The sequence below is a fragment of the Tepidamorphus gemmatus genome, from assembly GCF_004346195.1.
GTDB lineage: Bacteria > Pseudomonadota > Alphaproteobacteria > Rhizobiales > Tepidamorphaceae > Tepidamorphus > Tepidamorphus gemmatus.
The window spans coordinates 160,634-172,919 of the sequence record NZ_SMAK01000007.1 but is presented as its reverse complement, the minus strand read 5'-3'; the positions used below and the strand labels follow the sequence as shown (position 1 = coordinate 172,919).

The window sequence follows — 12,286 nt, the reverse complement described above, 5'->3', positions numbered from 1 at the left end:
GATGAGCCTGTCGCCCCTGCCCCGATTGACCTACCGTCCGCGCGGGCCGGTCGCCGGTCTGCTCGATCGTGCCGCGCTTGCCGCCCTCCAGCATGCCTTGCGGAACTTCCGGCCGGTCGGCAGTCTGACGTTGACGGTGCCGGACGGGGGCCGCTTCCGGCTGGAGTCCGGGTGCGACGGCATCGACGCCGAGATCGATTTCCGGAATCTCGCAATCATTCCGAAGGCAATCCGCCGCGGCACCATCGGCTTTGCCCAGGCCTATATGGACGGCGATCTGACCACGCCCGATCTGGTGGCGGTGCTGCGGTTCTTCCTGCATAACGAGGCCGCGCTCGGGGCGGCCGGCGGGCGGCTGTTCCGCGTGCGCCTCCCCGACCGGCTCTACCATCTGGTCAGGCCCAACACCCGCGCCGGAGCCAGGCGGAACATCGCGGCGCATTACGACCTGTCGAACGATTTCTACCGGCTCTGGCTCGACGACAGCATGACCTATTCCAGCGCCTATTTTGCCGATGGCGCCAACGACCTCGCCTCTGCCCAGCATGCCAAGTACCGCAAGGTGATCGAGGCGCTGTCGCCGCAGGCCGGCGACCATGTGTTGGAAATCGGCTGCGGCTGGGGCGGCTTCGCCGAGGTGGCGGCGGGCGAGCGCGATCTGACCGTGACCGGCATCACCCTGTCGCGCGAGCAGCTCGTCTATGCCAGGCGCCGCATTGCCGAGGCCGGTCTGGCGGCCCGGTGCGATCTGCGCTTTGAGGACTACCGCGATACCGAGGGCAGCTACGATCGGATCGCCTCGATCGAAATGATCGAGGCCGTCGGCGAGGCCAACTGGCCGCACTACTTCGCGACGCTGGCGGCGCGGCTCAGATCGTCCGGCACGGCGGCCATCCAGGCGATCACCATTGCCGAACCGCTGTTCGAGCGCTACCGGCGCGGCGTCGATTTCATCCAGCGATACATCTTTCCCGGCGGCATGCTGCCGACGCGCACGGTGATCGCACGCGAGGCGGAGCGGGCCGGTCTCGCGCTCGACGGCGTCGAGACCTTCGCCGATTGCTACGCGCGAACGCTCCGCGAATGGCGGTCGCGGTTCAACGCGGCCTGGCCGCAGATCGCCGCGCTCGGATTCGACGAGCGCTTCCGCCGGCGCTGGGACTACTACCTCGCCTATTGCGAGGCGGGTTTCACCGAACGCACGATCGACGTCGGCATCTACCGGCTGGTGAAGACCGGCTGAGCGCGTGGCGGGTGCCCGGCCCTGCCGGCCTTTTCCGCACACCGGCAGACCGGCTCGCGGCGGCCGGGCAGGTGCTGGTCGTCGCCACGATGTTGATGTTTGAAACATCAATATACATTGCGCAAGCAGTCATAAACATATACAAGGCCGCAATCATGATGACCGGCATGCAGCTTCGCGCCGCGCGGGCGCTGCTCGGACTCGACCAGCGCAGGCTGGCCGAGTTGGCGGGCGTCTCGGTTCCGACCATCCAGCGGATGGAGGCGAGCCCCGGTACCGTGCGGGGTGTCGTCGACAGCCTGACCCGGGTGATCGAGGCCCTCGACCGCGCCGGCGTCGAGCTGATCGGCGACAATGCCCAGAGCCTTGCCGGCGGGCGCGGCGTCCGCCTCAAGGAGCCGGCCCCACCCCAGAGCTGAGACACCATCTGCGACGGGAACACCGACCCCGGCCGGACAATTCCCGCCGCGCCTGTTGAGGGCGCAGCACGCATGAGACCATCGAGGACCACAGCGGTTGAGGCCGCACCGAGCTTCGTCGAACTGTTCACCCCGAAGCTGGTCACCGTCCTCCGCGAAGGCTACAGCGTCGCGAACCTGCGATCTGACGCCCTGGCCGGGCTGACCGTCGCCATCGTCGCGCTGCCGCTTTCGATGGCCATTGCCATCGCTTCCGGTGCGACACCGGCGCAGGGGCTCTACACGGCGATCGTCGGCGGATTTCTCGTTTCCGCACTCGGCGGCAGCCGGTTCCAGATCGGCGGGCCGGCTGGCGCCTTCATCGTGCTGGTCGCCACCACGGCCGCTGCCCACGGCATGGACGGGGTGATCCTGGCCACCCTCATGTCAGGGGTGATGCTCGTCGCCGTCGGGCTGCTCAGGCTCGGCACCTACGTGAAGTTCATCCCCTATCCGGTGACGGTCGGCTTCACGGCCGGCATCGCGGTGATCATCGCCGCGAGCCAGATCAAGAGCCTGTTCGGTCTTGCACTCGCCGGTCCGGAGCCTGGTCCGCTCATCGAGAAGCTGCCGGCGCTGTGGAAAGCCGCCGCCACCGTCGATCCCGTCACGGTGGCGCTGTCGGCGACCACGGTGGCCGCCATCGCCGGGCTCAAGGCGGTGCGCCCGCACTGGCCCGGCATGCTCATGGCGGTGGCCATCGCAACGCTCGCCACCGCGCTGCTCGATCTGCCGGTCGCCACCATCGGCTCCGCCTTCGGCGGCATCCCGGCCAGCCTGCCGATGCCGGCGCTGCCGCAGATGAGCCTCGCCAAGGTGGTGGCCGTCCTGCCCAGCGCGGTGAGCTTCACCCTGCTCGGGGCGATCGAATCGCTGCTCTCGGCCGTGGTTGCGGACGGCATGACCGGGCGCCGGCACCGTTCGAACTGTGAGCTGGTCGCCCAGGGCATCGCCAATATCGGCTCCGCGCTGTTCGGCGGCATCTGCGTGACCGGCACGATCGCGCGCACCGCGACTAACGTGCGGGCCGGCGCGCACGGCCCGATCGCGGGCATGCTGCATGCGGTCTTCCTGCTCGGCTTCGTGCTGGTGGCGGCGCCGCTGGCGCGCTTCATTCCGCTGGCGAGCCTTGCCGCTGTCCTGATCGTGGTCGCCTGGAACATGGCCGAGAAGCAGGCCTTCGCCGCCTTGCTGAAGGCCTCGTGGGGCGATGCCGCCGTCCTGCTGGCGACCTTCCTGCTGACGATCTTCCGCGATCTGACAGAAGGTATCGTCGTCGGCGTCGCGCTCGGTTCGTTGCTGTTCATCCAGCGCATGTCGCGGATGACCGCGATCGAGACGGCTGTGCCGTTCGTGCCGGAGGACCGCGCCGACACCGCCAATGGCGGCCGTACGCCCTACGACGAGACCGTCGCCGCCGATCCCGACGTCGTCGTCTACCGGATCTCCGGCGTGTTCTTCTTCGGGGCCGCCGCCTCGATTGGCTCGGTACTGGACCGCATCGCCGATCGCCACCGGGCCCTGGTGATCGACCTGTCGGCGGTTCCCTTCCTCGATTCAACCGCAGCCAACACGCTGGAGACCCTGGCGCACAAGGCCCACCGGCGCGGTGTCCGGCTGGTGTTCACCGGCACCACCCACGAGATGCGACAGACGCTGTTCGCCAACGGCATCAAGCCGCCGCTGGCGCGGTTCGACCGGCGCATCGAGGACGCAGTCGGCAAGTTGCGCCGTCGGCTGTCCGCCCGGGACTGAGCCGCGGACGGTCGCCAGCAGCCTCAGCCGGCGCGGGCAGAGATGCGCCGCCGGATCGCGGCGAGGATGGCTCCGAGCAGCGGCAGGCGCGCGTAGAGGCGGGCGGCGTCCCAGTAGTCGATATGGGCCCGCACCAGCCCGTCGCCGTCGAGCGTGAGGTGACTCATTCCCTCGACCGCATTGTGGCCGAGCCGGCCCATGCGGCCCTCGAACCGCCAGCGGGTCAGATACACCGGACCGGCGCCATGACAGTCGAGCACGGTGAACTTCAGGTCGCGGACCTTCCCGAACATGTCTTCGTAGACGCGTCCGACCGCGGCGCGACCGACCACGTCGTTGAACGGATCGGCAAAACGGATGTCCGCGGTGCACAGCGCCAGCAGATCGTCGATCGTGTCGGGGCGCAGCGTCTCGAGCGTTCGGTTGTAGCGGTCCACGGCCGCACGGGCCTCAGACTGGCTGTTCATCGGCGCGACACCAGCTTGCGGATGATCGGGAAGTAGAGGGAATAGGGCAACAGCCGCATCAGCTTGAGGACGGCCACGAACCGGCGGGGATAGGCCGTCTCGAAACCGCGTCCGGCCAGCCCGTCGATCGTGCGCCGTGCCGCCTCGTCGGGCTGCATCAGGAATGGCATCGGGAAGTCGTTCCGCGCGGTCATCGGTGTTGCGATGAAGCCGGGATTGACGATCCTGACCGACACCCCGCTGCCGTCCAGCTCGGTGTGCAGACATTCGGCCAGGCTGATCAGGGCGGCCTTGGTCGGGGCATAGATCGCCGCCTTCGGCAGGCCGCGATAACCGGCGACCGAGGCAATCAGCGCGATGGTCCCGCGGTCGGCCTGCCGCATCCGGGGCAGCACCGCCGCGACGACGTTGACGCTGCCAAGATAGTTGACCTGCATCGACCGCTCGAAGCTGTCCGCCGAGACGTCGTCGAGGCGAAACGGATGCCAGACGGCCGCTGCCTGCACCACCAGGTCCGGCGTTCCGAGGTCCTGCTCGATCCGGTCCGCCACCGCACGAACTGCACTTGTGTCGACGATGTCGAGCGGATAGGGCCGGATCGCGCCGCCACTGTCGCGAGTGAGGACTTCGAGCGCGTCGGCCCGCCGCGCCGAAGCGGCGACGCTGACGCCGCGGGCCGCAAGCTGACGCGCGATCTCACGGCCGAGCCCGGAGCTGGCGCCGATCACCCAGGCGGTCGTCCAGGCCGCTCCGGTTGCCGCGGCCATGGCCTCAGAGTCGCAGGTAGGGCTGCAGCAACCGCCCGATCAGCGACTTGAACCGGGTCGGCGCCTCTGTCGCCACGAGGCAGATGCAATCCTCCTCGGAATCGACCACCGGAGTGTGCTCGAGATCCTCGTCAAGGTCGGCGAGATCACCGGGGCCATAGCGGCCTGTCGCATCGCTGTAGGAGCCGGCCAGCACCAGCGTCAGTTCGCTGCCGCGATGGCCGTGCTCGGGCATCGCCTTGCCCGACGCAATCCGCAGCAGCACCAGCCGTCCGCCGCTCGGCGACACGGAAATCTCGTGGCTGCGCACACCCGGCGCAATCCAGCGCCAGCGGATCTCGTCGAGACCGCCGTCGATACGGCGGGCGAGCGGCATCGGAACACGCGGATCGGTGACGCGGGGCTTCGGCCGGGGCTCCGGCCTCAGCGCCGCCGGGGTCTCGATCCGCGCCATCATGTGGGCGAGCGAATCGGCCGCCAGCGGAGCGATTTCGGCGTTCTCCAGCGAGGCGCCGCCGATCGCCTCGGCGGTGCGCACTGCGGCGCGGCAGTGTGCGCACATTGCCAGATGCGCGGCGACTGTCACGGACAGGGCCTCGGTCAGGCTGCCGGCCGCGTAGGCCAACAGGGTCGCTTCGTCGGGATGGTGGCGAATGTTCACGACCGTTCCTCCAGGGCCAGGCGAAGCCGGCGATAGGCGAGCCGCATGCGCGACTTGACCGTGCCCAGCGGCAGGGACAGCCGCTGCGCGATATCGCTCTGCGACAGCTCGTCGACGAAGGACAGCCTGAGAATATCGGCTTGCTCGCCGGGCAAGGTGCCGAGCGCTTCGGCCACGCGGCGCTGCTCCTGCCGGGCGATCGCCGCCTCGTCCTGGGCAAGCACCTCGCGGCCGCCGGGCAGATCGCCCTCGGCGATCTCGAGCTCGTGCACATCCTCGAAATGCTGGACGTTCTCGCGCCTGAGCCGGTCGATGCGCAGGTTGCGGGCGATGGTGAAGATCCACGTCGCCACAGAGCCGCGACCGGGATGGAAGAGCGACGCCTTGGTCCATACCGCCAGCATCGTTTCCTGCATCAGTTCCTCGGCCAGCTCCGGGCTCGCTCCCTTGCGCAGCATCAGGCCCTTCACCCGCGGCGCATAATGGCAATAGAGCTGCCGAAACGCCTCGCGGTCGCGGCTCAAGGCGACGCGCGCCACGAGCAGCGCCATCGGCTCGGCGGATGCCGACATTGCTGTGGCAGCGGGATCGGGTGTCATGGCGAATGCCGCGTGCATGCCTCAAGATCCCTCGTTGATACCGCGGCTGATACGCCGAGGGAACGGATCCGGATCACCGGGTGGCCGACAGAGCCGCGATCCATGGCGGCAGGCGTTGCGTATGTTCGAGGTCTCAGCAAGCCTGGTGGTCGCTGTGCAGTCCGCGCCTCCGGCTTGTTACGCGCCGGCGATTGTTACGAGAAGTTGACTTAAGGGAGTTCCCGAATTCGATTATTCGAATGTGCCTATGAAAGATCCGGATCGAGCATTCGGCGCGGCCCGCGTGGCCGCAGCCTGAACCGGGTGCCCTCACGGCCGACATCCGAGCCCCCAACCGGATGCCGGCCGACTGCCCCGCCGGCCTTGCCGGCGGGGCAGGCTTCCGTGGGCCGGAACATTCCTCAGGCCGAGATCTTTCTCAGGTCGAAATCGGCATTTCCCTACGTCACCTGCTTATGTAGGCTTGCGGCCCCAATGCGGAGTACCTGCCATGGTCGTTGCCTACGTGCTCATCGCGCTGGCCGTTGCGGCCGGCATCTATGTCGTCGTCACCTACAACGGTCTCGTTTCGCTGAGGACGCGCGCCGAGGAGGCCTGGAGCGACATCCAGGTACAGATGAAGCGGCGCTACGACCTCATCCCCAATCTGGTCGAGACGGTTAAGGGCTACATGACGCACGAGGCGAACACGCTCGAGGCCGTCGTCAGGGCGCGCAATCTTGCGATGGCCGATACCGGCAGCCCGGCGCATCAGGCGCAGAGCGAGAACGTCCTGCAGCACGCGCTGAGGAATCTGTTCGCGCTGGCCGAATCCTATCCCGATCTCAAGGCCAACCAGAACTTCCTGCAGCTGCAGGCCGACCTCACCGACACGGAGAACCGCATCAACATGTCGCGGCGGTTCTACAACGGGTCGGTCCGCGACCTGAACATCAAGATCGATCAGTTCCCGTCCAACCTCGTCGCCCGGCAGTTCGGCTTCACCAGGGGCGAATTCTTCGAGCTGGACGCCACCGAGGCCACCGCCGCCTCGCAGCCGGTGCCGGTATCGTTCAGCCGGACCTGAACGGAATGCCGTCGAGCCTCCAGCTGCTTGGCGCCTGCCTGGCGCTGGTCATCCTCATCTGCGGTTCAGGCCCGTCCGCGGCGCAGTCCGTTGGCGGCATGACGCGCGAGGAGATCCGCAGCTTTGATGCGCGCATCGCAGTCCAGACCGATGGCGGGGTGCTGGTCACCGAGGACATCGAGGTCGTCGCGCTCGGCCGGGAGATCCGGCGGGGCATCTATCGTGACGTCGCTCTTGGTGGCGTCGGTGTACTCGGTATCGGGCGCGCCACCCTCGACATCGTGCAGACCCTGCGCGACGGCGCTCCGGAGCAGCATCGCACCGAGCAGGACGGGGCGAATGTCCGCATCTATCTCGGCAATCCGGATCAGTTCCTGTCGCCCGGCATCTACCGATACCGGATCGTCTACCGGATGAGCGACCAGGCGCGGCGATTCGACGGATTCGACGAGATCTACTGGAACGTAACCGGCAACGCGTGGAGCTTCCTCATTCTGGAGGCGACCGCGGTCGTGGTGCCGCCGGTCGGCGCGCCGGTGTCGCAGGTGGCGGCCTATTCCGGTTACTGGGGCGACACCGGCAGCGATGTGCTGATCGACGAGACCCAGAACGGCTATCCGCGCTTCCGCATGACCCGTCCGCTGCAGCCGGGCGAGGGGCTGACGGTGGCGGTGGGCTGGCCGTCAGGATTCCTTGCGCCTGCCACGACCGGCCAGCGCATCGTCCAGTGGCTGGAGCGCTGGGGGTCGCTGGCGGCGTCCGTCCTGACCCTGGCAATCGTGCTCGGCTACTATCTGGTCGTCTGGCATCGGATCGGCCGCGACCCGCGCGGTGGATCGATCATCCCGATCTATCGTCCCACCCTGCCGCCGGCGGCGATGCGCTACATCGAGCGGATGGGCTACGACACCACCGCTTTCGCCGCAGCGCTCGTCAGCCTCGCCGTCAAGGGGCATGTCATCATCGACGGCACCCAGGCGACACGCTCGGTGTCCGTGGCTCCCGGAACTGCCGCTGCGAAGCCGATGTCGGACGGTGAGCGGGTCCTGTTCGATGCCCTTTTCACCGGCGCCGACAAGGTGACGCTAACGGAGACGAGCCGTCAGCGGCTGACCGCGGCCAGCAAGGCGCTGGAGAAGCACTTCGAGCGGACCTTCAACCGGATCTACTTCAACCGCAACGGCAAGTGGTTCGCGCTGGGACTGGCGATCACGGTGATCGGATGGCTGGCGGCCGCGCTGCTGTCTCTGGACCATCTTGATGTGGCGCTTGTCGCCGCCGTTCCGGCGGCGATGGCGATCGTCGCCGGCAACTCGGCGGTCGCGACGTGGAAGCAGGTTGCGCTGTTCCGCCGCTCAGGCGAGTACGCAGCCCTGTTCGGCGCGCTGATCCCGGCCATACTGCTGACGATGATGTGCTTCGTCGTTGGCGTGTTCTTCCTGTTCGTCGGCGCCCAGATCGGCGCCGTGCCGTTCGTGGCCTTGCTGCTGGCGGCGCTGGTCAACGTCGTCTTCTACCACCTGCTCAAGGCGCCGACGGCGCTCGGCCGCCAGGCGCTCGATGAGATCGAGGGCACCCGGCTCTACATGACGGTGGCCGAAAAGGACCGGCTGAAGTTCGAAAGCCCCCCGGACAAGACCCCGGAGCACTTCCACGAGATGCTGCCCTATGCGGTCGCGCTCGATCTGGAAACGGCCTGGAGTGCGCAGTTCAAGGCCGAGATCGAGGCGGCGCGCGGCAGGGGCGAGGCGGAGGCCTATCTGAAGCCCTCGTGGTACCGCATCGGCAGCCGGGGGCGCGGCTTCAGCGACGCCGGGCAGCTTCGCAACCTCGGATCCTCGCTAAGCGCGGCATTGGGAAGCGCGACGACCACCAGGTCCTCTGGCTCGTCGGGAGGCGGAGGCTCGGGTGGGGGCGGTGGCGGCCGTGGCGGGGGCGGCTGGTAGGGAACCTGACCAGAGCAGTGTCCCGTGCGGTCGAACGCGGTTCGCCGTCGAGACGTGCGACGCAACGGGGCATGGGAGCCGAGCAGCGGTTGCGTGTAGCGATGATCCGGCCCGCCCGGATCAGGCACTCATCGAAGCGCATCTGGCATTTGCGGGGCGGGTGCGGCCGTCGATCGGGCGGTCGACCCGGACGCCCGCACCGAACCGTTCACGCAGATCATTCGCGAGAGCGCGGACCGTCCGATGCTGGTCCCCGCGCGACCGGCCACGTCAATCAAATGCGCCCTACTCCGGACGGGATCTAGCGGACGGCGGCGCGGCGCAACCGGTCATTGATCGCCTCGCCGAGTCCGTCGTCGGGAATGGGGGCGACGGCGATGGTCGATGCTCCCGACGCGTCCAGCCGTCGCAGCCAGGTGAACAGATTGGCGGCAGCCTCGGTCGGATCGCCGGCCGCGGACAGGTTGAGGATCATCACCGCCCGCTCGGTGCCAGCCGGCAATCGCGGACCGAAGGCGAGCAATGCCTCGCCCGGTTCCACCGTGCAGGCGTCGAGGCGCACCCGGGCATTCGGCGCGTAGTGGGCGGCGAGCATGCCGGGCGCTTGCGGCCGCTCCGGATCGGCGAAGTCGGGCAGAGCCAGCGGGCGGCCCAGCACCGCCTCGATTGACGCGCGTGCGATGCCGCCCGGCCTGAGCAGCACGGGATCGGGGCCGACGCAGGCGACGATTGTCGATTCGAGGCCGACCCGGCACGGCCCGGCATCGATGACCAGCGCAACCGCCATGCCGAGTTCCTCGATCGCGGCGTCGGCCGTGGTCGGGCTGATCCGGCCGGAGCGGTTGGCACTTGGCGCGGCGAAGGGGCGGTCGAGCAGACGGGCGACGTCGCGGGCAACCGCCGAGTCTGGCAGTCGCAGCCCCACCGTATCGAGCCCGGCGGTGACGAGTTCGCTGATTGCCGAGCCGGGCCGCCTCGGCACGACCAGCGTCAGCGGACCCGGCCAGAAGGCGTCGGCGAGCCGCGCGGCGGTCGCATCGAAGAGGCCATGCGCCTCCGCCATTGCCCGGTCGGCGACATGCGAGATCAGCGGATTGAAGGTTGGTCGGCCCTTCGCCGCGTAGAGCCGCGCCACGGCCGCGCTGTCGGTCGCGTCGGCGGCGAGCCCGTAGACGGTCTCGGTCGGCAGCACGACCAGCTCACCCGCTGCCAGATGCCGGGCTGCCGTCGCGGCGACCGTCCCGCGCAGATCGGCACCGGCGGCGGGGTCGAGGCGGATCAGGTCCGACACGGGTACTTTCCCTTTACGTAAGGTAGATCATGCGGCGGGATTTGCCGTTGACGTCATGCGAGCAGGGCATAAAGTCCCCACAGCATGGCCCTGCCTATTGGCCGGGTCGCTGGCCGAGCGTCAAGCATACCCAGCCGTCTCGTCCGATCTGGAGGTTCAGGTGAGCTATCGCGCCCCGGTGTCCGACATCGTCTTCACCCTGCGTCATGTCGTCGGTCTCGACCGCGAACTGGAGCGTGGCACCTTCGGGGATCTCGGCGCCGATCTCGTCGAGGCGATCCTGACCGAAGCCGGCCGCTTCGCCACGGAGGAGATCGCCCCGCTCAACCGGATCGGCGACGAGGTCGGCGCGATCCTGGCCGATGGCAAGGTAACGATGCCGCCCGGCTGGAAGGAGGCGTATGCCCGCTGGACCAAGGCCGGCTGGGCGAGCCTGACGGGGCCGGCCGCGTTCGGCGGCCAGGACCTGCCGACCAGCCTGTCGGTGGCAACGCTGGAGATGTGGAACTCCGGATCGATGGCCTATGGCATCGGCCCGACCCTGACCCTTGGCGCGGTCGAGGCGATTCATGCCCATGCGAGCCCGCAACTGAAGGACATCTTCCTCGGGAAGCTCGTGTCCGGCGAATGGATGGGCACGATGAACCTTACCGAACCGCAGGCGGGCTCGGACCTCGCCCTGCTGCGGACCCGGGCCGAGCCGCGCGGCGACGGCAGCTATCTCATTCGCGGCACCAAGATCTTCATTACCTATGGTGAACACGACTTCACCGACAATATCGTGCACCTCGTGCTGGCCAGACTTACCGATGCACCGCCCGGAACGCGCGGCCTGTCGCTGTTCCTCGTGCCGAAATTCCTAGTGCAGCCCGACGGCAGTCTCGGGCCGCGCAACGACGTGTGGTGCCGCAGCCTCGAGCACAAGCTCGGCATCCACGCCAGCCCGACCTGCGTCATGGCCTTCGGCGACAACGAGGGCGCGGTCGGCTGGTTGGTCGGAGAGCCCAACCGCGGCCTGAACTGCATGTTCACGATGATGAACAACGCCCGGCTGTGTGTCGGGATCCAGGGGGTCGCGATCGCCGAGCGCGCCTATCAGACCGCGCTCGCCTATGCCCGCGAACGTCGCCAGGGTCGCCTGCCGGGCATGCCGGCGGAGGACGCCGTCGCCATCATCGCCCATCCCGATATACGGCGCAGCCTGATGACCATGAAGGCGCTGACCCAGGCCGCGCGGGCGATCTGTTACGAGACCGCGCTGGCGGCCGATCTGGCCCGCCATGCGCGCGAGGCCGGCGAACGGGAGGCGGCGCAGGCGCGTGCCAACCTGCTCACCCCTGTCGCCAAGGCCTTCTCCACGGACATCGGGGTGGAGGTCGCCTCCATCGGCATCCAGGTCCATGGCGGCATGGGCTATGTCGAGGAGACCGGTGCCGCCCAGCATCTGCGCGATGCTCGCATCGCGCCGATCTACGAGGGCACCAACGGCATCCAGGCGATCGACCTCGTCGTCCGCAAGCTGCCCCTGGAGGGCGGGCGGGCGATCGGCGCCTACATCGCCGACATGCGTCGGATCGTCGAGGCGGTGGCGCGGATCGACGATCCGGCCTTCGGTGCGACGGGCGGGCGGCTTGCCGCCGCCGTCGATGCGCTGGAGCGGGCAGGGATCTGGCTCGCCGCAACGATGCCAACCGATCCGGATGCCGCGCTGGCGGGTGCGACGCCGTATCTCAGGCTGTTCGGCATCGCTGCGGGCGGCATCGCGCTCGCGCGCGGTGCGCTGGCCGCCAGGGCACTGGCGAGCGAGGCGCCGGCCGGGTCGGTGGCGCTTGCCCGATTCTTCGCCGAGAACATCGCGCCGGAGGCGCCCGCGCTCGCCGAGATCGTGATCGGCGGCGCACCGTCCGTGCAGGCGGCCGAGATGGCGCTCGCCTCGTGAGCCGGACGGAGCAAGCCGGCGACGGCCTCTGCCCTGAACAAACCTCTCGCCATCACCTGAGGGCGCCGCTAGGCTTCCAGCCGACGATCCGAAC

Annotated in this window: 11 protein-coding genes; 6 read left to right on the top strand and 5 right to left on the bottom strand. The window is 68.5% G+C overall.

The annotated features are described in order from the left end of the window. Window position 1: 1 nt before the first annotated feature. From EDC22_RS12590 to EDC22_RS12580, 3 genes are all read left to right on the top strand, one after another. The gene (locus tag EDC22_RS12590; RefSeq protein WP_132807018.1) at window positions 2-1,243 is read left to right on the top strand and encodes an SAM-dependent methyltransferase; all 1,242 of its coding nucleotides are present in this window, start codon (window positions 2-4) and stop codon (window positions 1,241-1,243) included. Window positions 1,244-1,398: 155 nt separating this feature from the next. Further along, a complete protein-coding gene (locus tag EDC22_RS12585; RefSeq protein ID WP_132807017.1) occupies window positions 1,399-1,662 on the top strand; it encodes a helix-turn-helix domain-containing protein in 264 nt (87 codons plus the stop codon). A gap of 72 nt (window positions 1,663-1,734) precedes the next feature. Beyond that, the gene (locus tag EDC22_RS12580) at window positions 1,735-3,456 is read left to right on the top strand and encodes a SulP family inorganic anion transporter (protein WP_132807016.1); all 1,722 of its coding nucleotides are present in this window, start codon (window positions 1,735-1,737) and stop codon (window positions 3,454-3,456) included. 23 nt (window positions 3,457-3,479) lie between these two features. Here the strand turns inward: EDC22_RS12580 and EDC22_RS12575 are convergent, their stop codons facing one another. From EDC22_RS12575 to EDC22_RS12560, 4 genes are read right to left on the bottom strand one after another with little or no spacing between them, the layout of a single operon-like run. Further along, window positions 3,480-3,923, bottom strand: a complete 444-nt coding sequence (locus EDC22_RS12575; protein ID WP_132807015.1) for a nuclear transport factor 2 family protein — start codon at window positions 3,921-3,923, stop codon at window positions 3,480-3,482. Beyond that, window positions 3,920-4,690 (bottom strand): SDR family NAD(P)-dependent oxidoreductase, encoded by a 771-nt coding sequence (locus tag EDC22_RS12570; protein WP_132807014.1) that lies wholly within the window; start codon window positions 4,688-4,690, stop codon window positions 3,920-3,922. The genes EDC22_RS12575 and EDC22_RS12570 overlap by 4 nt, the downstream gene beginning before the upstream one ends. Before the next feature lie 4 nt (window positions 4,691-4,694). Continuing rightward, complete coding sequence (locus EDC22_RS12565) at window positions 4,695-5,351, bottom strand: ChrR family anti-sigma-E factor (RefSeq protein ID WP_132807013.1); 657 nt, start codon at window positions 5,349-5,351, stop codon at window positions 4,695-4,697. Further along, complete coding sequence (locus EDC22_RS12560; protein ID WP_245499746.1) at window positions 5,348-5,968, bottom strand: sigma-70 family RNA polymerase sigma factor; 621 nt, start codon at window positions 5,966-5,968, stop codon at window positions 5,348-5,350. The genes EDC22_RS12565 and EDC22_RS12560 overlap by 4 nt, the downstream gene beginning before the upstream one ends. 472 nt (window positions 5,969-6,440) lie before the next feature. Here EDC22_RS12560 and EDC22_RS12555 point away from each other — a divergent pair, with 472 nt between their 5' ends. Together EDC22_RS12555 and EDC22_RS12550 are read left to right on the top strand one after the other, a co-directional pair. After that, window positions 6,441-7,016, top strand: a complete 576-nt coding sequence (locus tag EDC22_RS12555; protein ID WP_132807012.1) for a LemA family protein — start codon at window positions 6,441-6,443, stop codon at window positions 7,014-7,016. 5 nt (window positions 7,017-7,021) lie between these two features. Beyond that, a complete protein-coding gene (locus tag EDC22_RS12550) occupies window positions 7,022-8,962 on the top strand; it encodes a DUF2207 domain-containing protein (RefSeq protein ID WP_132807011.1) in 1,941 nt (646 codons plus the stop codon). Between the two features lie 301 nt (window positions 8,963-9,263). On the opposite strand, the gene EDC22_RS12545 is transcribed toward EDC22_RS12550, so the two are convergent. Beyond that, complete coding sequence (locus EDC22_RS12545; RefSeq protein WP_207903773.1) at window positions 9,264-10,244, bottom strand: L-threonylcarbamoyladenylate synthase; 981 nt, start codon at window positions 10,242-10,244, stop codon at window positions 9,264-9,266. Between the two features lie 169 nt (window positions 10,245-10,413). Between EDC22_RS12545 and EDC22_RS12540 the strand changes: the two genes are divergently transcribed. Beyond that, a complete protein-coding gene (locus EDC22_RS12540) occupies window positions 10,414-12,192 on the top strand; it encodes an acyl-CoA dehydrogenase family protein (RefSeq protein WP_245499745.1) in 1,779 nt (592 codons plus the stop codon). Window positions 12,193-12,286 lie beyond the last annotated feature (94 nt).

What these genes read in the sequence shown, in the direction of transcription:
- EDC22_RS12590 (WP_132807018.1), top strand. Translation starts at nt 2, where the DNA reads ATGAGCCTGTCGCCCCTGCCCCGATTGACCTACCGTCCGCGCGGGCCG.
- EDC22_RS12585 (WP_132807017.1), top strand. Translation starts at nt 1,399, where the DNA reads ATGATGACCGGCATGCAGCTTCGCGCCGCGCGGGCGCTGCTCGGACTC.
- EDC22_RS12580 (WP_132807016.1), top strand. Translation starts at nt 1,735, where the DNA reads ATGAGACCATCGAGGACCACAGCGGTTGAGGCCGCACCGAGCTTCGTC.
- EDC22_RS12575 (WP_132807015.1), bottom strand. Translation starts at nt 3,923, where the DNA reads ATGAACAGCCAGTCTGAGGCCCGTGCGGCCGTGGACCGCTACAACCGA.
- EDC22_RS12570 (WP_132807014.1), bottom strand. Translation starts at nt 4,690, where the DNA reads ATGGCCGCGGCAACCGGAGCGGCCTGGACGACCGCCTGGGTGATCGGC.
- EDC22_RS12560 (WP_245499746.1), bottom strand. Translation starts at nt 5,968, where the DNA reads ATGCACGCGGCATTCGCCATGACACCCGATCCCGCTGCCACAGCAATG.
- EDC22_RS12555 (WP_132807012.1), top strand. Translation starts at nt 6,441, where the DNA reads ATGGTCGTTGCCTACGTGCTCATCGCGCTGGCCGTTGCGGCCGGCATC.
- EDC22_RS12550 (WP_132807011.1), top strand. Translation starts at nt 7,022, where the DNA reads ATGCCGTCGAGCCTCCAGCTGCTTGGCGCCTGCCTGGCGCTGGTCATC.